Raw genomic sequence first — 24,872 nt, forward strand, 5'->3', positions numbered from 1 at the left:
GTGTCGGTTGAGCGGGGGCCGGCCGGGGTCACAGGAGCGTGCCACCGGTGGCGTCGATGAAGGCGCCCGTGATCCAGCGCGAGGCGTCGGAGGCGAGGAAGGCGACCACGTCCGCGATGTCCGACGGCTCACCCACGCGGTTGAAGGCGGACAACTGGGCCATGAACTGCACGGCCTGCGGGTTGCCGAAGATCTCACCGCCGTTGTCCGTCACGCCGGGGGCCACGCTGTTGACGGTGATGCCGCGCCCGGCCAGGTGCTTGGCATAGTGCCGGGCCAGGGTCTCGACGGCGCCCTTGGTCATCGCGTACGCGATCTCCTCAGGGTTGGCGAACCGGGTGAGCCCCGAGGTGATGTTGATGATCCGGCCACCGTCGCGCAGGGTGCGCAGGGCCCGCTGGATGATGAAGAACGGCGCCTTGGCGTTGACCGCCACGAGCCGGTCGAAGAGTTCCGGTGTGGTGTCCTCCGGGGGGACGCCGCCCATGATCCCGGCATTGTTGACGACGATGTCCAGCTCGACACCGCCGGTGTGCTCCTTGAGTCCTTCCTCGACCCCGTCGAACAGGGCGTCGACGTCACCGGCCGCCCCGAGGGTCGCGCGGACCGCGAAGGCGCGGCCGCCGGCGGCCCGGATACCGGTCACGGTGTCCTCCGCGGCCTCCTTGTTCCGGGCGTAGTGCACCACGACCAGCGCGCCCTCGGCGGCCAGCCGCTCGGCGACGGCCCGCCCGATGCCGCGGCTGGACCCGGTCACCAGGGCCGTCCTGTTCTCCAGCGTTCCCATCTTCTGCCTCCTGGGGAGTGGGGCGTGTGCCGATGTGCCGGCCGGGCCCGCGGTCGTGCGCCCGGCCGGGGGAGCGGTCCGCGTACCGCCCGGTGCCGTACGTCCTTTCGCGCGGGCCACGGTGCCCAGCGCGCGGGGCGCGCCGAACCAGCGGCGCAGCGCCTCGAGGGCGGCAGCGGGACCCTCCGCGCGCGCCCAGACGATGTGTCCGTCGGGCCGCACCAGGACGGCCCCGAGCCGGGCCGGTTCGCTGTCCGGAGCCGCGGTGGCCACGACGACCCGGACCCGGTCGGCCCACAGCGCGGCCTGTGCGCGCAGGTGCGCGTGACCGGGCGCGTCGGGGTCGGTGTCGATCAGCAGACCCGTGCCCGAGCGCAGCAGTTCGGCCGTCGAGGCGGCCGCGCCCGGGCCGGTGACCAGCTCCGCCGGTGCCAGCCGGGCTCCGGACCAGGGTTCGTCGGACGGTCCGGCGCAGCGCAGGTCCACCCCGCTGATCCGGCCCGCGAGGTGCCGCACGGCGCTGTCGTGGCGCAGCAGTTCGGCGAGGACGGCGCGCAGGCCGGTCACCTCTCCGCCGCCGAGCAGGACCGCCGACTGTGCCGCGATGTTGTCGAGGACCTGCCGCCCGATGGCGTGCCGTTCCTCGTGGTAGGTGTCGAGCAGCCCCGCGGGCGCCCGGCCGGCCACCTCGGCGGCGAGCTTCCAGCCCAGGTTCGCCGCGTCCTGCAGGCCCAGGTTGAGGGCCTGGCCGCCGACGGGCAGCTGGACGTGCGCGGCGTCCCCGGCGAGCAGGACCCGGCCGACGCGGTAGCGGGCGGCCTGCCGCCGGGCGTCGCCGAAGGCGTTCAGCCACAGCGGGGTGCCGGCACCGATGTCCTCACCGGTGACCTCCCGCCACACGGCGGCGACCTCGGCGAACTCCGGGTCGGTGGTCCGTCGCACGGCGGGTCGGCCGAACCGGTGCACCATGACCCGGGTCACGCCGTCCGGCCGGCGGCCCGCGATGGCCAGCCCGTCCGGGAACCGTTCGAAGCGGCGGTCCGGGATGTCGATCCCGGCCACGTCCGCGCGCAGCAGCTCCCGAGTGGCGTCGACGCCGGGGAACGCGAAGCCGGCCAGCCGCCGCACCGCGCTGTCCTCGCCGTCGCACCCGACCAGGTAGGCGCAGCCGATCCGCGCCGTGCGCCCCTCGGCGGTGCGCACGGTGGCCAGCACCCGGTCGTCGTCCCGCACCAGCCCGACCAGCTCGTGGCCGGACCTGACCTCGGCGCCCAGCTCGGTCGCCCACTCGAGGAGGACCTCGCGGGTGCGGGTCTGCGGCACCTTCCACTGGCCGGCGTACGGACTGTCCACGCCGCCCAGGTCCATGGGGATGCCACCGAAGTGGCCCCGCGGCTCCCGCGGCGGGGTCGGACCGATGCGGGCCAACAGGCCGCGCTGGTCGAACAGTTCCATGGTCCGGGCGTGCAGGGTGGTGGCCCGGGACTCCCGGGACGGCTCGGTCAGCCGCTCCAGGACCACCACATCGGCGCCACCGAGACGCAGTTCGCCGGCGAGCAGCAGCCCGACCGGCCCCGCGCCCACCACGACGACCTGGGTGTCCGACGCCGCCTCCGGACGTGTCGTGCCGTTCACTTGCGTCCTCCGTTCAGCGCCGCCGGGCGTCGGTTCCCGCCGGTCGCGTCAGCGCCGGGTTCCCGGCGGGCCGCGTGGTCCAGGGCCTCGCGCCAGGTCGCGCGGGCGCGGAGCAACTGCCGGTACCGGGCGACCTCGCCGCGCCGGTCGACGGCCAGCACGCCGGTGAGCCGGTCGCCCGTGCCCAGCAGCGCGACGAAACGGTGTGTGGCGGGGTCGCCGATGATCTCGGTGCGCTCGGCCTGCGGGACCCCGAGGAACTGGATCCGCACCCCGTACCAGTCCGACCAGAAGTACGGCACCGTCGCGCATTCCTCGCGCTCCGGGCCCAGCGCGTTGCGGGCGGCGAGGGCGCCCTGCTCGGCCGCGCTGGTCCAGTGTTCGAGGCGCATGGTCCGGTCGAACAGGGGATTGTGCCAGCGCAGCACGTCACCGGCCGCGTACACGCCGGGCACCCCGGTGGCGAGGTCGCCGCCGCACACCACGCCGTCGTCGAGCACGACCCCGCTGCCGCGCAGCCACTCCACGGCCGGATCCGCCCCGATCCCGAGGACGACCAGATCGGCCGGCAGCACGGCGCCGTCGCGCAGCACCACCCGCTCCACCCGCCCGGCGCCCTCGACCCGCTCGACGACGGCCCCGCATCTCAGCCGGCTGCCCGCACCGGCGTGCAACCCGGCCAGCAGGGCGCCGAGTTCAGGCCCGACCGAGCGGGCCAGCGGCGAACGTTCCGCGTCCAGCAGCGTCACCTCGGCACCGAGGGCCCGGGCGGCCGAGGCCACCTCGGCGCCGACGAACCCGGCGCCCACCACGACGACCCGGCGGGCCGTGCGCAGCTCGCGGCGCAGAGCCCGGGCGTCGTCCACCGTGCGCAGCGTGTGCACACCGGCGGGCGGTACGGCCGCGGGCAGCCGCCGGGCGCGTACCCCGGTGGCGACGACCAGCCGGTCGTAGGGCACCGGGGTGTCGCCGACGCGGACGGTGCGGGCGGCGGCGTCCAGTTCGGTGGCGGGGGACCCGAGCAGCAGTCGTACGCCCAACTCGTCGGCGTAGGAGGCTGGTTCACGGTAGTGCGGGACCGGCGGCTCGGTGGCCTGCGGATCCGCGACGAAGGACTTCGAGAGCACCGTGCGGTCGTAGGGCAGGTGCGGTTCGGCGCCGATGAGGGTCAGCTCGCCGGTGAACCCGGCCCCTCGCGCGGCCTCCACGGCCCGCAGCCCGGCCAGCGACGCGCCCACCACGACCAGCCGGCGGGGCACGCTCACCGCGCTTCCCACCGGCCCCGCGCGCCCGGCGCGACCAGCGTGCGCAGCACGCGCAGCGCGAACGCCGGGCGCAGCAGCGCCGTGCCCGGATCCACCAGGGACAGCACCCGGATCAGGGCGTGGCTGACGTCGGCGTCCCGCGACGCGGCCCGCTGCACGAGGCCGATGTAGGCCTGGGTGAACCGGGTGCGGGGCGAACGCCGGCCGGGCACGCCGGGAAACCGCAGGTCGTTCACGGCGTTGGTGTCCCACACCGGACCGACCGCCCGCCGGGCCACGTCCCGCAGATACGGCAGCGGCGCCGGGTGGCCGCCGCGGCGCAGATGCTCGCGCAGCACCTCGGCGCCCAGCGCGGCCACCGTCATGCCCTGGGCGTAGACGGGGTTGAAACTGCACAACCCGTCCCCGACGACCAGCAGCCGGTCCGGGAACCGCGCCATGCGCTCGTAGCGCCGTCGCACGCTCACCGGGAAACGATGGGCGACCGGGTCGTCCAGCGGTTCGGCGAGCTGCGTCAGCTCGTGGAGATCCGGCACCGGCAGCGACTTCAGATACGCCTCGAAACCGGCCGGTTCGGCGGGCGGGACGTCACCCAGGATGCCGTTGACCGTCACCTGGATCCGCCCGTCCTCGATGTGCGCGCAGATCCCGCCCCGCGGATTGTCCGGGGACGCGACCACGATGACCGCCCGGCCGTGGTGCTCGACGCCCGGCCGCAGCCGGTATTGGCGGGTGGCGTAGCCGACACCGATCTCCAGCCGGTCGGTGGCGACCTCCGGATAGCCGAACTCGGTCAGCCACACCGGCGTGCGGCTGCCGCGGCCCATGGCGTCGACCACCAGATCGGCGGAGAGCTCCCGCTGGATGCCGTCCGTACGGCCGCGCACCACCGCTCCGGTGACCCGGCCCCGGTCGGGCGTGACCGTCAGGCCGGTGACCTCGTGGCCGTCGGCGATCACCACCCCCGGCAACGCCCGGACCCGGTCCCGGACGCACGCCTCCAGGAACGGCCGGCCGGCCGCCAGCGTCACCAGGTCGCTGCGGGTCTTGCGCAGCGACAACGCGCCGAAGTACCAGTCGCCGTCGGCGACCGTGTCGTTGACCCGGGCCCCGGCCGCTGTCATCCCGTCGGCCAGACCGGGGAACAGCGACTCGAGGATCTCCAGGCCACGCGGTTGCAGGCCGTGGATCTGCCGGCCCTGGGGGACGCCGCGCCGGGCGGTGGTGCCCGCCAGCACGTCGCGGTCGACCACGGTCACCCGCGCGTACCGGTCGGACAGCACCCGCGCGGTCAGCAGCCCCGCGATGCTCCCGCCCAGGACCAGCGCGTGCTCACCGGTGTGCGGTGTCATCGCCCTCACCTCCTGGTTTTCTGTGTCGCCTCGTCGGCGTCCATCCCGGTCACTCGCTGCGGCTGCGCAGCGCGCCGATCGGGCACACCCGTACGGCACTCGCGGCGGCCGCCACGTGCTCCGCCGGCAGGTCGGCGGCGGTGTCGAACAGGACTTCGAGATCCCCCCGGTCGTCCAGCCGGAACAGCTCCGGCGCTGCCTCCTCGCACAGGCCGTGGCCCTCGCACCGGGCGAGGTCGACGGACAGCTTCATGCCTCTGCGCTCCTAGTCGTCGATGCCTCGTCGTCCCGCCGCTCAGGCGTGCAGAACCACGGGAAGGGACTCGATGCCCCGGATGGTGTTGTGCAGCCGCCACACCGGACGGCCGACCTCGATCCGCCGGACCCTGCGCAGCAGCGCGTCCATCAGCGAGTGGCCCTCCAGACGGGACAGGGCCTGGCCCACGCAGCCGTGGATGCCGTGCCCGAAGCCGAGGTGCTCGGCCGCGCCGGGCCGGGTGATGTCGAAGGTCTCCGGAGACCGCCAGTGCCGCTCGTCCCGGTTGGCCGACCCGTACAGCAGCAGCACCCGGGTGCCCGCCGACAGCGGGACACCGCCCAGCTCACGGTCGGCGGCGAGCAGCCGGGTGAAGCCGCGCAGCGGCGACTCCACACGGACCACCTCGTTGAAGGCGTTCGGGGCCAACGCGGGCTCCGCACGCAGCAGTTCCCACTGGCCGGGATGTGCGCCGAACAGCCACAGCATGCTCGCCAGCGCGCTGACGGAGGTGTCCATCGAGGGCGCGAGGAAGTCACCGAGCAGGGCGGGCAGCAACTCGTCGGCGATCTTCCCGGCCTGCGCGTCGGCGACCAGCTGGGCACCCCAGGTGCCCGGCCGCAGATTGCCCGGCACGGACATGCGCCGCAGGAACGCGCCCATCTCCTGCAGGTGCGGGAAACCCGCCATGGTCCGCTCGTTGAGCGGGCCGAAGGCGTTGAAGCCGGCCGAGGCCCAGTCGAGGAGCCGCTCGCGGCCCTCGTCCACCGGCCAGCCCAGCAGGTCCGGCACGATCGCCAGCGGGAAGGCCTGCCCGAAGTCCCGCACCGCGTCGAACTCGCCGCGGGCGATCAGCTCGTCCACCAGCCGGTCCGCCCAGTCCTCGACGTAGGCGTGCACCTCGCGCAGCGCCTTCGGCGTCAGATGCCGGGCGACCAGACCGCGCACCAGGTCGTGGTAGGGCGGGTCGCTGGTGAGGCTGCTGCCGTGCTGTGCCTTGTTGAGCTGTTCGGTGATGCCGACGCCCTCGCCGGAGATGAACGCCTCGTGGTCGTGGAGGGCGTCGTAGACCTCCTGGTAGCGGGCGACGGCGAATACCTGGTACTGGTCCAGGCGCACCACCGGGCCCAGATCGCGCAGCGCCCGGTAAGGGACGTACGGATCGAGGATCGACGCGTCCGTGTACAGGTCGATGTCAGAGCTGGGGATGTCAGTGGTCAGCACGGGGACTCCTCGGGTCTCCGGGGGCGGGACGGTCAGCGGCGGGCCTCGGCGTACGCCTTGGCGTGGCCGAGGGTGGCGCGGCTGTTGCCGCTGAGCGCGGTGCGCACGAACTCCTTGGCCTGGGCGAGGCCGGCCTCCGGGCCCAGAACGGTGGCGATGCGGGCCGTGTTGACGGCGACCGTGTGCTGGGAGGTGGCCTGCACCCCGCCGTCGTCCTCCTCCAGCAGCCAGTAGCCCGTGTGCAGGGTCATCAGCGCGGGCAGCACCGACTGCTTGTAGACGATGCGGTGGTGTGGGAAGCACACCCGGACCGACTTGGTGGTGTGCGTGGAACCGTCCTTGGTGCGGGTGTCCATCTCCAGGGTCTGCAGACCCGGCGACGGCTCCTCCAGCCGTACGGCGGCCACGTGCGGCAGCCGCTCCGTCCACAGCCCGGCCTCGTTGAGGAAGTCGTACACGTCCTTGGCCGACCCGGCGATCCGCACGCTGTCCTCGAAGGACACCACGGTGTCCCCGGCGGTGATCAGCTCCAGGCTCGTCCTGAGGGCGGCGAGTTCGGCGCGCGAGTTGCGGTCCACGGCCTCGTCGATCCAGGCCAGGGCGGCCGGATCGTCGTCGACCGCCCGGTAGTCGTGCAGCAGCCGGATGCGCGAGGTGGTCGCCGACAGCGGCTCGATGATCCAGCTGCCGCCCATGGAGGCCACCGGCGGCGCCGAGATCTCCTGGCGGAAGTCGATCCGCAGCTCGTCGGGCCGGACCGTGCGGCGTGACGTCCAGTTCTTGGGTTCGCCGTTGGCGGTGGCCCAGATGCGGATGCGTTCCTCCGCGCCGTCGCGCTCGATCGTCTCGGCGTGCACGGTCGGCGGGAAGACCTGCGGCCAGGTCTCGACCCGCGACAGGAACCGGTGGACGGCACCTGCTTCGGCGAGCACGGTGACCTCGTGCTCGACCGTCTTCGGGGACTGTTGCGCCATGGATGACTCCTTGCTGGTCGGCGCCGACGGGCGGTCAGAAGTTGCCGAGGCCACCGCAGACGTTGATCGCCTGGGCGGTGACGGAGGCGGCGGTGTCGCTGGTCAGATAGCCGACGAGCCCCGCGACCTCCTCGGGCGTGGAGTAGCGGCCGAGCGGGATCTTGGCCTGGAAACGCTCCAGAATGGCGTCCTCAGTGGTCTCCCAGGCCGCCGCGTACCCCTGCCGCACGCGCTGGGCCATCGGGGTCTCGACATAGCCGGGGCAGACCGCGTTGACGGTGATCCCGGTGGGCGCGAGTTCGTTGCCGAGTGCCTTGGTGAAGCCGACCACCCCGTGCTTGGAGGCCGAGTACGGGGCCGCCAGGACCACGCCCTGCTTGCCCGCCGTGGAGGCGATGTTGATGATCCGGCCCCGGTCCTTGTGCCGCATGCCCCCGGTGGTCAGCACCTCCCGCGTCACCCGGAAGACGCTGTGCAGGTTGGTGTCGACGACGTCGAACCACAGCTCGTCGGTGAGATCGGCGGTGACCCCGCCACCGCTGCGGCCGGCGTTGTTGACCAGCACGTCGACCGTCCCGAACCTGTCGACGGCGGCCTGCACGAAGGCGCGGACGTCGGTGCCCGACCGGACGTCGCAGGCGCGGCCGTCCACGGTCAGCCCCTCCTCCGTCAGCTGCTTGACGGTGGCCGCGACGGACTCCGCGGTCCGCGCGCAGAGGAAGACGCGGTGCGCCAGCTCGCCGAGCACCCTGGTGACCGCGAGGCCGATGCCGCTGGTCGCGCCGGTGACCAGCGCCACGGGCTGCTGTGTGGTCATGAACCCTCCCGAGTGGAGAAGTGAGCGGAAAACGGTGGAGGGCGGCCGGTGGGGACCGGCCGCCCTCCACCGGGCGGGGAATCAGGCGGTGCGCAGCGAGAGCAGCTGCTGGTTGAGCGCGTCGACCAGCTGACGCGGCGTCTCGGCGTCGACGAAGACGGTGTCCTCCAGCTCGATGCCGTACTCGCGGCCGATCCGGGCACCGGTCTCCAGCAGGGCGAGCGAGTCGTAGCCCAGGTCGCCGAAGGTGACGTCGTCGATGTCGCCGTCCAGGTCGACATCCTCGCCGGCGCCCTCGCGCAGGATGCGGCGCAGGTCGTCCATGGTGAACTCGTGTGCGGTCATGGGCCGTTCCCTCTCTGTCGGTCGTCGAAGGCGTTGGGGCGGCGGCCGGGTCAGCCGACGGCGCGCACCACCATCACCGAGTTGAACCCGCCGTAACCGCGGGCGATGACCAGCGCGGTGCGCACGTCCGCCGAGCGCGGCACCCCGGTCACGAGGTCCAGTTCGTGCGCGGGATCCGGGGTCACGTTGACGGTCGGCGGGATGATCCCGTCCCGGATGGCCAGCAGCGCGGCGGTCACGTCCAGGGACGCGGCCCCCGAGTACAGCCGCCCGGTCATCGTCTTCGGCGCGGTGACGGGAACACCCCGGGCGCCGAACACCTCGCGAATCGCCCCGGCCTCCTGGCGGTCCAGCTCCCGTACGCCCGCCGCATCCGCGAAGACCACGTCGACGTCGCCGGGCGCGGCGCCCGCGTCCGCCAGTGCCAGGGAGATCGCCCGGCCCAGCGCCGGGGGCCGGTCGCCGCCGGGCCGTGGGTCGGTCGTGGCGGCGTACCCCGCGATCTCTCCGTAGACGCGGGCGCCGCGCTCGCGGGCGTGCTCGGCGTCCTCCAGGACCACCAGAGCACCACCCTCGCCGGCCACGAAGCCGTCGGCATCGCGGTCGAAGGGAAGGTAGGCGCGGCCGGGATCGGCGCGGGTGCTCATCCGCCCCGCGGCCATCTGCGCCACCCAGCCCCAGGAGCACAGGGAACTGTCGATGCCGCCGGAGACGATCAGCGTGGTGCCCTTGCGGATCTGCCGGCGTGCCTGCGCGATCGCGTCCAGCCCGCCGGCCTGGTCGGAGACGACCACGCCGCTCGGCCCCCGCATGCCGTTACGGATGGAGATCTGGCCGGTGTTGACGGCGTAGAACCAGGCGTACGACTGGTAGGCGCTGACGTACTTGCTGCCCTTGCTCCACAGGTTCTCCAGCTCCCGCTGGCCGAACTCGAAGCCGCCGGAGGACGCCGCCGTGATCACGCCGGCGTCGAAGTCGGGCAGGTCGCCCGGTTTGACGTCGGCGTCGGCGAGCGCCCAGTCGGCGGCCACCAGCGCGAGCCGCGTCATGTGATCGGTCTGCGGGACCAGCCGGTTCGGCAGATGCTCCGTGGGGCTGAAGCCGGGCACCTCCCCGGCCAGCCCGGCCGGATAGCCCGAGGCGTCGAACCGGCTGACCGGCCGGATGCCGCTGACGCCCTGCCGGGTGGCCGCCCACCAGGCATCGACGCCGAACCCGTTGGGCGCGGTGACACCCACGCCCGTGACGACGACGGTCCTGGTCATGCTGCCCTCCTGTCGGGCCGGGCGAGCACCATGGCGCTCTGGAAGCCGCCGAACCCGCTGCCCACGGTGAGCACCGAGTCGGTGCGCCACTCGCGGGCGTGCAACGGCACGTAGTCCAGGTCGAGTTCGGGGTCGGGATGGTGCAAGTTGGCCGTGGGAGGCACCACGTTGTGCTCCATGGCCAGCGCGGAGGCGGCGATCTCGATGGAGCCGATCGCGCCCAGCGAATGCCCGATCATCGACTTGATGGAGCTGACCGGCACCCGGTACGCGTGAGCGCCCAGACTGGTCTTGAAGGCCGCGGTCTCGTGCCGGTCGTTCTGCTTGGTGCCCGAGCCGTGCGCGTTGACATAGTCGATGTCGGACGGGTCGAGCCGCGCCTGGTCCAGGGCCACCCGGATCGCCTCGGCCATCTCCGCACCGTCGGCGCGCAGACCCGTCATGTGGTACGCGTTGCAGCGCGAGGCGTACCCGCTGATCTCCGCGTAGATGTGCGCCCCGCGCCGCCGGGCGCTCTCCAGCTCCTCCAGCACGAACCCGGCCGCGCCCTCGCCGAGGACGAACCCGGTACGGGTGGCGTCGTAGGGCCGGGAGGAGTGTTCGGGGTCGTCGTTGTACGTCGACGTCGCCTTGATGGCGTCGAAGCAGGCGACCGTGATGGGCGAGATCGGCGCCTCGGTCGCGCCGGTGACGGCGATGTCCGCGGTGCCCTCACGGATCAGTTCCACGGCGTAGCCCACCGCGTCGATACCGGAGGTGCAGCCGGTCGACACGACCGCGGCCGGTCCCTCGGCGCCCACCGCCCAGGCCACCTCGGCGGCGAAGGAGGAGGGCACCAGGTGGTGGTACAGGTGCGGCGGGGCGTAGGTGTGGTCGACCAGGGGAAGCCGGCCGTCGTCGCTGACCACCCGGTACTCGTTCTCCAGGCTGATGGTGGCGCCCACCGCGCTGCCGATGGCGACCGCCACCCGCGCCGGGTCCGCAGCCGTGAAGTCGAGGCCGCTGTCCGCGACCGCCTCGCGCGCGGTGACCACGGCGAACTGCGCGGCCCGGTCCATCCGGCGCAGCTCCTGCGGCTGCAGACCGTGCTGGCCGGGGAAGAAGTCCACTTCGGCCGCGACCCGCGAACGGTAGCCCGTCGGATCGAAGCAGGACAGCGTGCGGGTGGCTGTACGGCCCGCGGTCAGCAGGGCCCAGAAGTCCTTCGCGTTGGTGGCGCCCGGTGCCACCACGCCGATGCCGGTGATGACGACGCGTCGGGTCACTGTGATCCAGCCTCCTTCGGGTTCCACAGGTAGAAGCGCTCGGCCATCGCGTCCGACGGCGTCCGCCAGGCGGGGTCGTAGGGGTCGATGAAGGGGCGGAGATCGGCGCTGATCTGCTTGAACCGCGGATCGTTCTTGGCCGCCTCGATGGTGTCTCCGCCGCCGGCGTGGTCGAAGTCCTGGAGGTGGAAGTACAGGCCGTGGTAGGCGAACAGCTGGCGGCGCCGCGTGCCCATCAGGTGCGGCATCTCCGTGGCGTCGAACTCCCGGAAGAGCCGGGCGACCTCGGCCCGCGACTCGGGGTCCATCCGGGCCACGATGAGGGTGCTGTGCATCCGTGTCCTCTTCTCTGTGGGGTGATTGACCGGCGGTACCCTCCAGCGCCTCAGCGCGGCAGACCGAACCACCGGTACAGGGACCGCGGCAGGTCGCCGCTGCCGGGCGACGTCCAGGCGATATGGCCGTCGGGGCGGAGCAGCAGGGCCCGCGTGCCCGGGAGCGGGCTGCCCTGCGCCGGTTCGTGCGGCCGGCCGGTGAACACGTCGACCCGCCCATCCCAGGCCGAGGCGATCCGCCGTACGGCGCCATCGCCGGCCAGGTCGAGCAGGACACCGCGGCCGGCCCGCAGCAGCTCGGCGGTGCTGGTCTTGTCACCGTCCTGCGCCACCAGTTCCTGGAAGGGCAGGCGGCGGCCGAGCAGCGGGTGGTCGCCGGGGCCCACGTCGTAGCGGACCTCCACACCGGTGACCATCTCGGCGAGGTGGAGGCTCACCTCCGGCAGCGCGATGAGCTCGCCGAGCAGGTCGCGCAGCGGCTGCACCTCCTCGTCGCCGAGGAACAGCAGGCCCTGCGCCCGGGTGTTCATCAGCAGCCGCTCGCCCACCGGGTGCCGCTCGCGGTGGTAGGTGTCGAGCAGTCCGGGCGGGGCCCAGCCACCGACCACCGCGGCCAGCTTCCAGCCGAGATTGACGGCGTCCTGGATGCCGACGTTCATGCCCTGGCCGCCGGCCGGCAGATGAATGTGGGCGGCGTCGCCCGCGAGCATGATCCGCCCGCGCCGGTAGGCGCTGGTCAGCCTGCTGGCGTCACTGAACGAACTGGCCCACACCGGCGTGGCGTGGCCGATGTCCTGCCCGGTCAGCCGCCGCCAGGCGGCCGCGACGTCGGTGAACTCCGCGGGCCGCTCCCGGGCCGGTGCGCCGTGCTCCTTGACGATCAGCCGGTGCACCCCCTCGCCCAGCGGGGCCGCCATGGCGACCCCGCCCGGCAGCCGCTCACCGAAGGGCCTGGCGTCGATCTCGCAGCCGGTGACATCGGCCAGCAGCATCTCGTACGTTCCCGCCTTGCCCGGGAAATCGAATCCGGCGAGTTTCCGTATCGTGCTGTGTCCGCCGTCGCACCCCACGACATAAGAGGCACGCAGCGTCCGGGGCCCGTCCGGTCCGGTGATCTGGACTTCGACGCCGTAGGAATCCTGCTCGATTCCGGTGACCCGGTGTCCGCGCCGGATGTCCGCGCCGAGTTCCGCGGCCCATTTTCCGAGTACTTCCTCGGTCTGCGACTGTTTGATTCCGTGCGAGGTGCGGTGCGGGCTGCCCAGCGCGGCGAAGTCCACGAGCAGTCCGCCGAAGTGGCCCACGGGGCTGGTCTGAATGTCACCGAACCGGTCGAGCAGCCCGCGCTCGTCCAGGATCTCCATCGTCCGCACGGTGAAGCCGAGCGCCCGGGACTGCCTGGTGGGTTCCCGCAGTTGCTCCAGTACGACGACGGACGCCCCGGCCAGCCGCAACTCGCCCGCGAGCATCAGCCCGACGGGGCCCGCGCCCACGATGATCACCGCGGTGTCCATGACTACCGCCTCTCTCCAGTGGTTGACAGGTCCGGCGGAACACTCCTGGAACACGAAGAAAAGGCCCCGCAGGGAAAAATCCCTGGGGCCTTTACGAAACAGAATCGAAATGGCTGGTGCGCCCCGAGGAAATCGGGGCCCGAAGACAAAGCACCGGACTCTGGTAATGAGTCTCTTCGCCGCAGGTCGAGCGCGCAAGATCCTTGTTTTCAGGATTACGCAAAGCTCGTGTCAGTCGATTCCCCGAATGTCATGGGAACGTAAGAAGGCGGTCAGGGAACGGCACGAAGCCGCTGGTCACATCCCGGCCATGCCGCCGCCGGTGAGGCCCGGAGCCAGTGCCGGGACCCAGAAGACGGCGATGGCCAGGGCGATCGAGGCGATCCCCACGGCGCGGGCCAGCAGACGGCCGAGCGGAGCCAGCTTTTCCGCACTGATCACGGCGGCCAGGATCACCATGGCCCACAGGTTCATCACACCGAACGCCGCCAGCAGGACCATCAGCGACCAGCAGCAGCCCAGACAGAAGGCCCCGTGGTGGACTCCGGCACGCAGATCACGCCAGGGCCCGGGGTACGAGGCGTAGCGGAGCATCAGCCCGATCGGCGAGCGGCACCTCGCCAGGCAGCGGTCCTTGAGGGGCGTGAGCTGGTAGACGCCGCTGACCGCGAACACGGTCGCGGCCACTGCGGTCCCCACCGCGGCGGGGAGGCTCACCGCCCGGCCCAGACCCGCGGCCAGCCAGTAGGCCGGCAGCCCGGCCGCGGACCAGACGAGCAGGTAGGCGACTGTGAAAACGACCATGCGCGGCGCCCGGTGCACGGTGATGGAGCGTGCGTACAGCGCGGCGACCGGCGCCGTGGCGGGCAGCATCATCGCGACCATCATCAGCGTCCACACGGCCAGGAAGGCGGGCAGGCCCAGGCCCATGGTGCCCGGCACCGCCTGCGTGCCGCCCCAGCGCGTCACCAGCCAGGCCCAGGCGGCGGCCGCCGCGACCAGCAGCAGTCCGGCGGGGCCTGCCCCGCGGTGGACGGCGGCCGGCCCACCGCTCATCCGGACCACGTGAAGGGCGCCGAGTGCCCGTTGCCGCCGGTGAAGTCCCAGGACCGGCCGTACACGCCGTCGCCCGTCGCCCGGGTGGACCGGGCGATCGTCAGCGTGCTGTTCGCCGGGTGGAACATGCCGGTCAGACCCATCACCGGACCGTCCTCGCCGAACTGCGGGGCGACCTGGTCCTCGATCTCGATGTCAATGGCGTCACCCACCCGCGCGGCGTGGCGGCGACCGTCGTCGCGGTAGTCGATGCGGACGCGCTCCACGCCGAGGACCTCGCCGATGAGCGGAGTGAGCGCCGCCATCGGCCCGCCCGCCTGACCGGAGAAGACCTTGCCCAGCGCCTCCGCCTGGCCGTCGTCCGTCGAGGCGTCGACGTACAGCGCCACCTGCCAGCCGCCCTCGGCCATCACCTGCGGCGCGTCGATGAAGACGGCGACGCTGCGGTCGGAGACGTCCACGCCGTCCACGTTCCCGCTGTCCACGTGGAACGCCAAGGTCACCTGGCAGCGCTCGTGATCGGCCGGGGCGGTCATGCCCGAGGTGGTGCAGGGGCACACCGCGTCACAGTTGCAGCTCTCCAGGTACGTGCCGTTCAGTTTCCAGGGCATGACGCTTCCTCCCTGTTGCGCGTCCCCCCAGGGAACGCCTCGGGAGGCCCGCCCCGTCCCGGTGCCGTTCCTCCCCACGCTATTCCCGTCGACCCCGTCGCGCAGGTCCACCCCGAGCACGGCCGACTCGGCCGGCCGCGGGGTGGAGACGCGTTCAGGTACCGTCCCGATTCGGGACGAAGTGCCGGGGAACGCGGCCCGGCATGATGCAGAGAATTGTGCGCGGTGGCGCGGCAGGCGCCGTCGGGACGACCGTACTGAACGCTGTGACCTATGCCGACATGGCGCTGCGAGGCAGGCCCTCGAGCCAGACGCCGGCCCAGACGGTGGACAAGATCGCCCAGGACATGGGGCATCCGGTCCCCGGGTCAGGAGAAACCCGGGACAACCGGATCTCAGGCCTGGGCGCCCTGTCAGGCATCGCCGTCGGCTGCGGTGTCGGCGTGGCGGTCTCCGTGCTGCGCCGGGCCGGCATCCGGATGCCCTGGTGGCTGGGTGGTGTGGTCACCGGCGCCCTGGCCATGGCGGCGACCGACCTGCCGATGGCACGGCTGGGGGTCAGCGATCCGACAAGCTGGTCGGCGAAGGACTGGGCGTCGGACGTCGTACCGCACCTGATGTACGGGCTGGCGACCTACGGGATCATGACGGCCGATGAGGGTCGGCGTCCCCCTGGACGTCGTCCGGCAGCTCGATGGGGACCTCGGCTCGGTTGATCGGAGAGATCACCGAGGCGGGGGAGTTCTGGGAGGCCCCTGATGCCGGGCGCCAGCACGGCGGGTCGGGCTGTCGTCCGCTCATTGGGCCGGCAGGTCAGAACGGGCCGCTGAGGCTGCCGAGTCGGTCGGTCAAGCGGAGGTTCTCGGAGTAGTCGACGGGGCAGGCGATCACGGAGACGCCATCGTCGTCGAGGGCGCGGCGCAGTGCGGGCAGCAGCTGGTCGGCGGACTCGACCCGATGGCCGCGTGCACCGAAACTCTCGGCGTAGGCGACCAGGTCCGGGTTGGTGAACCGGGTGTGGCTGTGGCGGCCGAGTTCGAGTTCCATCTTCCAGGTGATCAGTCCGTATTCCTCGTCCACGAGGACGAGGACGGCCAGGGGGATGCGCTCGCGGACGGCGGTCTCCAGTTCCTGGGAGTTCATCAGGAAGGATCCGTCGCCCATCATGGCCAGGACGCGTCGGTCCGGCCGGGCCAGTTTGGCGGCGATGGCGCCCGGCAACGCGAAGCCCATGGTGGACAGGCCGTTGGAGACCAGGCACGTGTCCGGTTCGTAGGTGGGGTAGAGGCGGGACATCCACATCTTCCCGGCGCCGGTGTCGGCGAGCACGATGTCGTGGCGGTCCAGCGCGGTGCGGACATCGGCCACCACGCGCTGCGGCACCAGGGGGAATGCCTCGTTGTCGCGCCCGTACTGGAGTTCGGCGTCCAGCAGTGTACGGATCTTCGCGCTGCTCGCCGAGTCGTAGGTGAGTCCGTCGGGCAGTGCTGCCGCGAGTGCGTCCAGCGCCTGCGAGGGATCACCTTGGACGCCGACTGCGACCGGGTAGTGGGCGTCCACTTCGGCAGGGAAGCGGTGCACGTGCACGATGCGCTTGTCGCCGTCCGGGTTGATCTTGGCCGGATCGAATTCCTGGATCTCGTAGCCCACGCAGACCAGCACGTCAGCAGCGTCGAAGCCGAAGTTGCCGTAGTCGTGGCGCATGAAGCCGAGCGCGCCGAGGGCGTTCGGATGGTCGTCCGGAAACACGCCCTTGCCGTGGAACGTGGTCGCGACCGGGATGTCCAACCGCTCGGCGAACCGCATGAGAGCGGCTGAGGCCCCGGCCCTCGCGGCACCGTGACCGGCCAGCACGACGGGATGCCGTGCCGCGGTGAGGATCTCGACCGCCCGCGCGATCTGCGAGAGAGACGGCGCATCGGCGTGCACCGCATCGATCTGCAGGGGTGCCACATGCCCGGCGGGCAGCTCCGCTTCGACGTCCTCCGGCACCGCCAGGAACACGGCACCGGGGCGTTCGCTCTGCGCGGTCTTGAACGCCTTGCGCACCATCTCCGGCACCGCGTCCGGACACTCCACGCGGGCCGCCCACTGAGTGACGGGAGCGAACATCGACACCAGATCGATGACCTGGTGCGACTCCTTGTGGGTGCGGCGCAGGGAGCCCTGGGCGGCCAGGGCCACCATCGGCGAGCCGTTGGTCATGGCGTCTGCGGTGCCGAGCAGCAGGTTGATCGCGCCGGGGCCCAGCGTGGCCGAACACACCCCGGCCCGGCCGGTCAGCCGTCCGTAGATCTCCGCCATGAACGAGGCGGCCTGTTCGTGGCGCACCAGGACGTATCTGATCCCGGAACCCTGCAAGGCGTCGACGAAGCGGATGTTGTCCTCGCCGGGGATTCCGAAGACGTACTCCACGCCCTCGGCTCGCAGACAGCGCAAAAGTCGACCGCCTGATGCGCGCGGCACACCGGATTCGCAAGCTGGGCGACGGCGTCACGGTCAACAGCCGCACGACGGACGTGGCGAGCCATGAACCTCTCGCTCACCGACGCCACCTCCTTCATCAACTTCGGCGCGTTCCTGGGCTTCACGCTCGTCAACGTCTGCGTGAGGCGGCGGGCGCCGACAGCACCGCCCGGACCGTCTTCCCGCTGGGCGGGTAAGGGACGCACCAGCAGGCCGACGGCGCCGGTGATCAGCACGTTGACCACCGGGGTGAGCAGCTTGCGGTGCAGGCTGTCGACGCTGGAGCTGGCACGCCCGAACGGTTTGCGACCCGTCTTCACGACCGGTGAGCGCCGACCCGCAGCTTTACGCAACTGCTGTCCTCCACACGGCGCGGTGCCCCGGCTCGCCCGGCTGCTCGGCGTCACCGAGCTGCGGTCCTGGGGCGTTCCGCGGGACCTCACGGAGCGTGCCGAAGCCATCGTCGCGGAACTCGCCGCCAACGCCGTCTTCCACGGCCGCGTGCCCGGCCGCTGCTTTCGGCTGACGCTCGTCTTCGACCCCTCGGCCGGCCGTCTGCGCGTGGAGGTCAGCGACGCACGCGGGGACCTCTACCCGCAGATCACGACGGGCGTCGCCGGATCCGACGCCCTCCGCGTCGGCGGCCGCGGCCTGACGCTCGTCACCGCCCTCGCCGACCCTGGAAGTCAGGCGTGCGGCCATCGAGGCGGGCGAGGAGATCCAGGACCTCACCGCCGAGGTGGCCGCCGAGAAGCTGGCGAGTTCGGCTCGGACGCGTCGTGCGAAGGCCGACGGCGAGGTCACTTCGCAGGGCGCGGCAGCGGGCTGAGCACGGGCGGTCCGCAAGGGCAGCACAGGGAACATCTCGAGCACCCCGCCCGGCTGCCAGGCCTGACCCACCTGTCACACCGTCAGGCCGCACGCTGGGCCCTCGACAGTCAAGCGTTCCACGTCGACGTCGACGTGGACACCCCCGGGTCATGAATCGACGCCGGCAGCCCCGGGCGGGCCGCCACCGGTGTACCGGCCGTCAGGGCCCGTCGGTACACCCGCTTGGCGGGCGGCCCAGAGGGGCGGTCACGTGAGACTCGGCTTGCGGGCCAGTTGGTAGGCGTAGCTGACCGTTTCGGTGAGGCGGTCGTCGGCTGCGCAGGAGCCGATTTCGGTGGTGAGGTCGGCGTCGAACCCGGCGGCGTGCTCCGTGAGCACCGACGGCGGCAGGAACGACGTCGAGCGGATGTATCCGGCGAGTTCACGGATCGTCCAGTGGTGCTCGACGGAGAACTCGTGGAGTCCGGCGGGCTCGAACCCGGCACGGGACAGGATGTCGTGGTCAGGGTCCTGCTTCCTTGCCTGGTCCCAGCCGACGGGCACGCGGCCGGACGCGCCGAGGGTGTTCTGCCATCTGCGCAGCATGCCATCGAGCGCCCGCTGCCAGTTCCGGGGGCCTGTCCAGGGGCTGGTCGACCAGCACAGCGCGAGGCAGCCGCCGGGCTTGAGCCAGCCGTAGGCGCGCTGGGCGACCAGGGTGCGGGGGAGCCGGTGGAAGGCATTGCCGATGACGATCAGCTCGAAGCCGCCCGGCTCGGCGTGGAGATCCTCGGCGCCGACGGTGATCGTCCTGATGTGGACTGCGCCGGACGCGTTCGCCTTGGCGCGGACCACCTCGGTCATGCCGGGTTCGGCGTCCACGGACCATACTTCGGCGAACCGGTTCCGCAGCGGGAACGTGAGCTGGCCGGTGCCGCATGCCAGGTCGAGCAGACGCCCTTGCCCCGACGGTGCTGCCCGGCGTGCGAGATCGGCGATCATCGAGTCGGGGTAGGGGAGGCGGAACCGGTCGTAGTACTCGGCGGTGCCTCGGTAGAGGCCGGGCTCGAACCCGATCTCACTGGCCATGGGATCACCATGGCACAGGGCGGCTCGGCTCCCGGAGGTGCGAGGGTTGTTCGTGTCCGCCATGCAAGACCCGTCCGGGAAGTTCTTGACCAGCGCGATGGACCTCTGCTGGACTCCGGTCCCATGAACCCGCGCGTGGACCTCACTCGGCGGCGCCACATCGATCTGGCGCACGTCTCCAGCGCGTTCTGTTGTCGCTGAGCCGGCACCTCGGCATACGGTGCTCAGCGTGACCGTCGTCTCCACCTTCTGAAGGTCTCCTTCTCCGGCTCCTGGCCACGTCTCTCCTCGCCTGTGCGGGCGGGCCGAGGCCGTCAGTGAAGATCTGCTGAGCGGTCGGCCGGGCTTCGGAGCTACCTGCCGGTGGACCAGCCGGGGCGGTGCCTGCCCACCGGTCGCCAGACCTGCATCAGATGCCGTCAGCGCCGTCGACGTTCCGTCCCTCCCGCATCGCTCCTGACGGCCACCGAATTTCTGGTGGGCCGGCCCCACGAGTCGCCCCTTCACTCCCACTCTTCGTCACGGCGCACCCTGTGCTGCGCCCGCCGCCTCGTCAAGAAGGACCTCCGCATGCCTCCGTCCATCCGCAAGCTGACCGGCCGTATCGGCGCGGTCGTCGAGGGCGTCGACCTCACGGCACCGGCCGACCCCTCGACGGTCACGACGCTCCGCCAGGCCCTCAACGAACACAAGGCCATCGTGTTCGACCAGGTGAACCTCGACAACGGCGGTCAGGAGCGCGTGGCCGCATGGTTCGGCGAACTCACCACCGCGCACCCGAACGTGCCGGCCGCCGACGGTACGAGGAACGTGCTCGCCGTCGACAGCGAGACGTCCAAGGCCAACGAGTGGCACACGGACGTCACCTTCGTGGTCAACCCGCCGCAGGTCACCACCCTCCGGTCCCTCACGGTCCCGCCGTACGGCGGCGAGACGCTCATCGCGAACGCGGCCGCCGCCTACCGCGACCTGCCCGAACCGCTGCGCCTCCTAGCGGACTCGCTGCGCGTCGTGCACTCCAACCAGTACGACTACGCCCGCTCTTCCGCCACGACGGCGCTGCGACAGGAGTACGACCGGGTGTTCGTCTCGACGCCGTACGAGGCCGAGCACCCGCTCGTGCGGGTGCATCCGCTGACCGGCGAACGCGGCCTGTTCATCGGCGGGTTCGCCAAGCGGATCGCCGGGCTGTCGAGCAGCGACTCGGCCGATCTGCTGCGCATCCTGCAGTCGTACGTGACGCGTCCGGAGAACGTCCTGCGCTGGACCTGGTCGCCCGGCCAGTTGCTGATCTTCGACAACCGCATCACGCAGCACTACGGGGTGGACAACCACGACGACCACCCGCGCCTCCTCAACCGGGTGACGGTGGCCGGAGACGTGCCGGTCGGTGTCGACGGCCGCCGCAGCGAGCAACTCGTCGGGGATGCCTCGCACTACACCGGCGTCCTGGAGACGGTCGCATGACCGACATCGTGGCGCCGGCCGTCACCAGGACCGCCGACGCCGAGTCGGCGAGCGCGCGGGACCGCGAGGTCTTCGTGCCACGCGACACCCGCCGTCGGACACCGTTCAGCACGCTCCGCGAGCGCCTTCGCTGGCCGCTCGGGATCTATACGACTCCGGTCGTGATCCTGCTCGCCTGGGAGGTTCTCGCCAGGGCCGGCGTGCTGGCGAAGACGTACGCTCCGGCGCCGACCTCCATCGTGAGATCCGCCGCCGACCTGTGGCACCAGGGCGTGCTCGGGCCGGACGTGACCATCTCGCTGCAGCGGGCCGGCATCGGACTCCTGATCGGACTGACCGTGGGCATCGTCACCGGGGTGCTCGGCGGACTGTTGCGCAGCGGTGAGTACCTGTTCAACGGCGTGGTGCAGGTCCTCAACACGATCCCGCTGCTGGCCGTGCTGCCGCTGATGATCGTGTGGTTCGGCATCGACGAGCTCACGAAGGTGCTGCTGATCTCGTTCGGGGCCGGCGTCCCGATGTATCTCAACCTGTTCGCCGCGATCAGGGGCGTCGACCAGCGCCTGATCGAGATGGCGCGCACGACGGGTGCGGGCACGTGGCGCATCGTGACGCGGGTGCTGGTGCCCGGAGCCCTGCCAGGGTTCCTGGTCGGACTCCGGTTCTCCCTCGCATACAGCGTTCTGGGCCTCGTCGCCGCCGAGACGGTCAACGCCGACAAGGGACTCGGCTTCCTCATCACTCAAGGGCAGACCTATCTGCAGACCAACCAGGTCTTCGTGGGACTGGTGATCTACTCGCTCCTCGGCCTGCTCGCCGACCAGCTCGTCCGGGTACTCGAGCGGGTGCTGCTGCGGTGGCGCCCCGGTTATGAGGCGTCATGAGCGGCACGATCGGAACACAGACCCGTCGGCGGACCGGAGTCGTCGTCGAGCAGGTCGTCCGCCGGTTCGGTGACCGAGTGGTGCTCGACCACCTCGACCTCACCGTCGCCGACGAGGAGTTGGTGATCCTGCTCGGCCCCTCGGGCTGCGGCAAGAGCACCCTTCTGCGTCTGCTCGCCGGACTGGACCGGCCCGACGGCGGGCGGGTGGAGGTCCCGGCGAAGCGAGCGATCGTGTTCCAGGCCGACCGGCTGCTGCCGTGGCAGCGGGTGCTGCGCAACATCACGCTCGGCCTGTACGGGCCCGACGCGGAGCAGCGAGCCCGCGACGTGCTCGCCGAGGTGGGACTCGCGGGGCGTGAGAGGGCATGGCCCAAGGAGCTCTCCGGCGGCGAGGCCCAGCGGGTGTCGCTCGCGCGGGCACTGGTCTCCGAGCCCGAACTCGTACTGCTGGACGAGCCGTTCGCGGCCCTCGACGCGATCACCCGGCTGCGCATGCACGACCTCGTGCGGGCGCTGCGCAGCAAGCACCACGCGGCCATGCTGCTGGTCACCCACGACGTGGACGAGGCGATCGCCCTGGCGGACCGCATCGTCGTGATGAGCGAGGGACGCATCGGCGCCGCACATCCCGTCCAGCTCTCGGCAGCGGACCGCGAGGCGAGCGTCGCCCGCGAGGAGCTGCGTTCCGCGCTCCTGAACGACCTCGGTATCGCCGGTCACCACTGACATCCTCCACCACTGCACACAAAGCGGAGAGAAACCATGTACAGAAGAACCACCCGCCTCGTCGGCGCCGTCGGCCTGCTCGCCCTCACGGGCACCCTTGCCGCGTGCGGCTCGTCGTCGCAGGCGGCGCCGCTGAGCAAGTCGAGCGGCAGCGCGTCCGCGCACCCCGAGTGGAGCAAGTACACCTTCACCATCGGAGACAACGGCGGTGACGGCAGCCAGGCCCTGGCGAAGATCACCGGTGCGTTCGACGACGCGCCGTACAAGGTGAAGTTCGCCCGGTTCACCTACGGACCGCCGCTGGTGCAGGCCGCCGCATCGGGCGACATCGATCTGGGCAGCGTCGGCGACGTACCGCCGATCACCGGCGCCGCGAAGGAGTACGGCTTCAAGGTCGTGGCCGTCAACCGCTCGCTCAGGCCCAGCCAGTCGAACGAGAACATCATCGTGCCGAAGGGGTCGAAGCTGAAGACGCTCGCCGACCTCAAGGGCAAGAGGATCGCTGTACCGCAGGGCAGTTCGGCGCACGGTCTGGCCCTCAACGCGTTGAAGAGCGTCGGCCTCAGTCCCAAGGACGTGCACCTGGTCTTCCTCGACCCGGCGGCCGGCGCCACGGCGTTCAACACCGGCAAGGTGGACGCCTGGTCGATCTGGAACCCGCAGTCGGTGATCGCGGTCAGGAACGGGGCACGGATCCTGGCCAAGGGCCTTCCGCCGATCGACCAGACGAGCAGTTACTACGTCGCCAGTGAGAAGTCGCTCAACGACACCACGAAGCGGGCCGCCCTGACGGACGTTCTGCAGCGACTGGCACGCGAGTTCGCCTATGCGATCAAGCACGAGGACAAGTACGCACAGGCCATCTCCGAGGAGGAGGGCATCCCGCTGGCCGACGCCACGGCGTCCCTGCAGGCATTCGAGACCCGGGTGACTCCGATCCAGAAGTCGGACATCGCGGCGGAGCAGAAGCTCGCCGATGCCTTCCTGGAGGCGGGACAGATCACCAAGAAGGTCGATGTCCCGTCGATCACCGACAACCTCCTCCCGGCCGGCTACGACAGCTCGAAGCTGGCGTTCGGCTGAGCAAGGCCGCCAGGAAAACGGACACAACGGAAAGGAGAGCACTCGTGAGCACCAGACCACGGCGACTCCACCTCAACGCCTTCCTCATGGAGGCCGGCCACCATGAAGCGGCATGGAGGCTCCCCGACAGCAACCCACGGGCCGACTTCGACCTCCAGCACTGGATCGAGCTGGCCCGGCTCGCCGAGAGCGCCAAGTTCGACTCGCTGTTCCTCGCGGACGGGCCGGCCCTCACCGGAACCGGCGAGTTCCGGCCCCCGGGCCAGCTCGAACCGCTGACGCTACTGACCGCGCTGTCCCAGGCGACCAGCAGGATCGGCCTCATCGCGACCGTGTCGTCGACGTACAACGAGCCGTACAACCTCGCCCGTCGGCTGGCGTCCGTCGACCACGTCAGCGGGGGCCGCGCGGGCTGGAACATCGTCACCTCGGCAGGGGCCGACGAGGCGGCCAACTTCGGCCTCGACGACCGTCCCGGCCACGCCGAACGCTACGCCCGGGCCGACGAGTTCCTGAGGGTTGCCAAGGCACTGTGGGACAGCTGGGAGTCCGAGGCCGTCGTCGCCGACAAGACCACGGGGCGTTACGCCGACCCGGCGCGGCTGCACGGGCTGGGCCACCGTGGCCGGTACTTCAAGGTGGCCGGGCCGCTCAACGTCGAGCGTCCTCCGCAGGGCTACCCCCTGCTCGTCCAGGCCGGTTCCTCCGAGGACGGCAAGGACTTCGCGGCCCGTCACGCCGAGGCGATCTTCACCGCCCACACGACGTACGAGCGTGCGGCCGCCTTCTACGCGGACATCAAGGCACGGACCAGGGCCGCGGAGCGTGACCCGGACTCCGTGATCGTCCTGCCGGGGATCGTCCCGTACATCGGGTCGACCGAGGCCGAAGCCCGTGCGCTGGCGAAGCAGTTCGACGACCTGCGCATCCCGGAGTACGGGCTGCGCCAGCTGGCCGCGGTCTTCGAGACCGAACCGTCGGTCTTCGAACTCGACGAAAGTCTGCCGGACTTCATCCTGGCGAGGCCGAAGCTGGAGGGATCGCAGAGCCGTTCCGATCTGATCGTAGAGCTCGCGGTGCGCCAGAAGCTCACGGTGCGGCAGATCATCTCCCGACTCGGGGGCGGACGCGGTCACTTCGAGTTCGTCGGCACACCTGAGCAGGTCGCGGACACGATCATCGCCTGGTTCGAGGGCGGTGCCGCGGACGGGTTCAACATCATGGCGCCCGCCCTGCCGTCGGGTCTTGCGACCTTCGTCGAGCAGGTGCTCCCCATTCTGCGCGGCAAGGGCCTTTTCCGCGAGGAATACGAGGGCACGACCCTGCGCGAGCACTACGGGCTCCCGGTGCCGGCGAACCAGTTCCACGACTGACCCGCACACTGCTCCGCCGCCGTGCACCGCCGGCCCGGGAGGCGTACACAAGCCTTGCCCGGCGGTGCCGGCCCGGGCACCTGCGCGAGCCGGCCAGAACGTAACGGCCGAGCAGGTTCCGAATCGCACCGTATTCCGGACTGCGTGCTACGGCAACATGTCGACCTCATGGCGCCGCCAGGCAAAACCTGGTGCCGCGGCAAAGTACGGACCAGGCTGACGTGTACATCTCCATGTGTTCCTTCCGTGCCCGCAGAAAGCTTGACCGCGC

Annotated in this window: 22 protein-coding genes and 1 pseudogene; 7 read left to right on the forward strand and 16 right to left on the reverse strand. The window is 71.3% G+C overall.

The features are described 5' to 3' along the window. Positions 1 to 28 precede the first annotated feature (28 nt). The 14 genes from AC07C1_RS23275 to AC07C1_RS23340 form a co-directional block, all read right to left on the reverse strand. A complete protein-coding gene (locus AC07C1_RS23275; RefSeq protein ID WP_478941774.1) occupies positions 29 to 2,422 on the reverse strand; it encodes an SDR family oxidoreductase in 2,394 nt (797 codons plus the stop codon). Then, a complete protein-coding gene (locus AC07C1_RS23280) occupies positions 2,419 to 3,687 on the reverse strand; it encodes an NAD(P)/FAD-dependent oxidoreductase (protein ID WP_478941776.1) in 1,269 nt (422 codons plus the stop codon). The genes AC07C1_RS23275 and AC07C1_RS23280 overlap by 4 nt, the downstream gene beginning before the upstream one ends. After that, a complete protein-coding gene (locus tag AC07C1_RS23285) occupies positions 3,684 to 5,039 on the reverse strand; it encodes an FAD-dependent oxidoreductase (RefSeq protein WP_478941778.1) in 1,356 nt (451 codons plus the stop codon). Before AC07C1_RS23285 ends, AC07C1_RS23280 begins: the two co-directional genes overlap by 4 nt. A 49-nt stretch (positions 5,040 to 5,088) precedes the next feature. Continuing rightward, positions 5,089 to 5,292 (reverse strand): ferredoxin, encoded by a 204-nt coding sequence (locus AC07C1_RS23290; protein ID WP_478941780.1) that lies wholly within the window; start codon positions 5,290 to 5,292, stop codon positions 5,089 to 5,091. A gap of 42 nt (positions 5,293 to 5,334) precedes the next feature. After that, positions 5,335 to 6,519: a cytochrome P450 gene (locus tag AC07C1_RS23295; RefSeq protein WP_478941782.1), complete on the reverse strand. Its 1,185-nt coding sequence runs from the start codon at positions 6,517 to 6,519 to the stop codon at positions 5,335 to 5,337. Positions 6,520 to 6,551: 32 nt separating this feature from the next. After that, the gene (locus tag AC07C1_RS23300) at positions 6,552 to 7,493 is read right to left on the reverse strand and encodes an aromatase/cyclase (protein WP_478941784.1); all 942 of its coding nucleotides are present in this window, start codon (positions 7,491 to 7,493) and stop codon (positions 6,552 to 6,554) included. Between the two features lie 34 nt (positions 7,494 to 7,527). Next, positions 7,528 to 8,310: an SDR family NAD(P)-dependent oxidoreductase gene (locus tag AC07C1_RS23305; protein ID WP_478941785.1), complete on the reverse strand. Its 783-nt coding sequence runs from the start codon at positions 8,308 to 8,310 to the stop codon at positions 7,528 to 7,530. An 81-nt stretch (positions 8,311 to 8,391) separates the two neighbouring features. After that, positions 8,392 to 8,655: an acyl carrier protein gene (locus AC07C1_RS23310; protein WP_478941787.1), complete on the reverse strand. Its 264-nt coding sequence runs from the start codon at positions 8,653 to 8,655 to the stop codon at positions 8,392 to 8,394. Positions 8,656 to 8,705: 50 nt separating this feature from the next. Further along, entirely contained in the window at positions 8,706 to 9,920 is a 1,215-nt protein-coding gene (locus AC07C1_RS23315; RefSeq protein ID WP_478941789.1) for a ketosynthase chain-length factor, read from the reverse strand. After that, positions 9,917 to 11,185 carry a beta-ketoacyl-[acyl-carrier-protein] synthase family protein gene (locus AC07C1_RS23320; protein WP_478941790.1) on the reverse strand — a complete coding sequence of 423 codons (1,269 nt, stop codon included), beginning with the start codon at positions 11,183 to 11,185 and terminating at the stop codon, positions 9,917 to 9,919. Before AC07C1_RS23320 ends, AC07C1_RS23315 begins: the two co-directional genes overlap by 4 nt. Beyond that, positions 11,182 to 11,520, reverse strand: a complete 339-nt coding sequence (locus AC07C1_RS23325) for a TcmI family type II polyketide cyclase (RefSeq protein ID WP_478941792.1) — start codon at positions 11,518 to 11,520, stop codon at positions 11,182 to 11,184. The genes AC07C1_RS23320 and AC07C1_RS23325 overlap by 4 nt, the downstream gene beginning before the upstream one ends. A 50-nt stretch (positions 11,521 to 11,570) precedes the next feature. Then, positions 11,571 to 13,034, reverse strand: coding sequence for an FAD-dependent monooxygenase (locus AC07C1_RS23330; protein ID WP_478941794.1), 1,464 nt, complete (start codon positions 13,032 to 13,034; stop codon positions 11,571 to 11,573). A gap of 297 nt (positions 13,035 to 13,331) precedes the next feature. Then, entirely contained in the window at positions 13,332 to 14,090 is a 759-nt protein-coding gene (locus AC07C1_RS23335) for a DUF2182 domain-containing protein (protein WP_478941796.1), read from the reverse strand. Beyond that, positions 14,087 to 14,701, reverse strand: a complete 615-nt coding sequence (locus tag AC07C1_RS23340) for a DUF1326 domain-containing protein (protein ID WP_478941798.1) — start codon at positions 14,699 to 14,701, stop codon at positions 14,087 to 14,089. The genes AC07C1_RS23335 and AC07C1_RS23340 overlap by 4 nt, the downstream gene beginning before the upstream one ends. A gap of 203 nt (positions 14,702 to 14,904) precedes the next feature. Between AC07C1_RS23340 and AC07C1_RS23345 the strand changes: the two genes are divergently transcribed. Continuing rightward, positions 14,905 to 15,417, forward strand: a complete 513-nt coding sequence (locus AC07C1_RS23345) for a hypothetical protein (protein WP_478941802.1) — start codon at positions 14,905 to 14,907, stop codon at positions 15,415 to 15,417. Between the two features lie 97 nt (positions 15,418 to 15,514). On the opposite strand, the gene AC07C1_RS23350 is transcribed toward AC07C1_RS23345, so the two are convergent. After that, positions 15,515 to 17,140, reverse strand: a complete 1,626-nt coding sequence (locus tag AC07C1_RS23350; RefSeq protein ID WP_478941803.1) for an acetolactate synthase large subunit — start codon at positions 17,138 to 17,140, stop codon at positions 15,515 to 15,517. A 380-nt stretch (positions 17,141 to 17,520) separates the two neighbouring features. On the opposite strand from AC07C1_RS23350, the pseudogene AC07C1_RS23355 reads away from it, so the two are divergent. Beyond that, positions 17,521 to 17,845: pseudogene (locus tag AC07C1_RS23355) on the forward strand (ATP-binding protein); the annotation flags it as partial. A 399-nt stretch (positions 17,846 to 18,244) separates the two neighbouring features. Here the strand turns inward: AC07C1_RS23355 and AC07C1_RS23360 are convergent. Continuing rightward, positions 18,245 to 19,066: a class I SAM-dependent methyltransferase gene (locus AC07C1_RS23360; protein ID WP_478941805.1), complete on the reverse strand. Its 822-nt coding sequence runs from the start codon at positions 19,064 to 19,066 to the stop codon at positions 18,245 to 18,247. 570 nt (positions 19,067 to 19,636) lie between these two features. Between AC07C1_RS23360 and AC07C1_RS23365 the strand changes: the two genes are divergently transcribed. From AC07C1_RS23365 to AC07C1_RS23385, 5 genes are read left to right on the forward strand one after another with little or no spacing between them, the layout of a single operon-like run. After that, positions 19,637 to 20,533: a TauD/TfdA dioxygenase family protein gene (locus AC07C1_RS23365; RefSeq protein WP_478941807.1), complete on the forward strand. Its 897-nt coding sequence runs from the start codon at positions 19,637 to 19,639 to the stop codon at positions 20,531 to 20,533. Continuing rightward, on the forward strand, positions 20,530 to 21,417 hold the full coding sequence (locus AC07C1_RS23370) for an ABC transporter permease (RefSeq protein WP_478941809.1): 888 nt from the start codon (positions 20,530 to 20,532) through the stop codon (positions 21,415 to 21,417). The genes AC07C1_RS23365 and AC07C1_RS23370 overlap by 4 nt, the downstream gene beginning before the upstream one ends. Continuing rightward, a complete protein-coding gene (locus tag AC07C1_RS23375) occupies positions 21,414 to 22,145 on the forward strand; it encodes an ABC transporter ATP-binding protein (protein ID WP_478941810.1) in 732 nt (243 codons plus the stop codon). Before AC07C1_RS23370 ends, AC07C1_RS23375 begins: the two co-directional genes overlap by 4 nt. Before the next feature lie 36 nt (positions 22,146 to 22,181). Next, positions 22,182 to 23,228: an aliphatic sulfonate ABC transporter substrate-binding protein gene (locus AC07C1_RS23380; RefSeq protein WP_478941811.1), complete on the forward strand. Its 1,047-nt coding sequence runs from the start codon at positions 22,182 to 22,184 to the stop codon at positions 23,226 to 23,228. Positions 23,229 to 23,272: 44 nt separating this feature from the next. After that, a complete protein-coding gene (locus AC07C1_RS23385) occupies positions 23,273 to 24,601 on the forward strand; it encodes an LLM class flavin-dependent oxidoreductase (RefSeq protein ID WP_478941812.1) in 1,329 nt (442 codons plus the stop codon). Positions 24,602 to 24,872: the final 271 nt, after the last annotated feature.

The sequence above is a fragment of the Streptomyces sp. NPDC045022 genome (assembly GCF_056432605.1).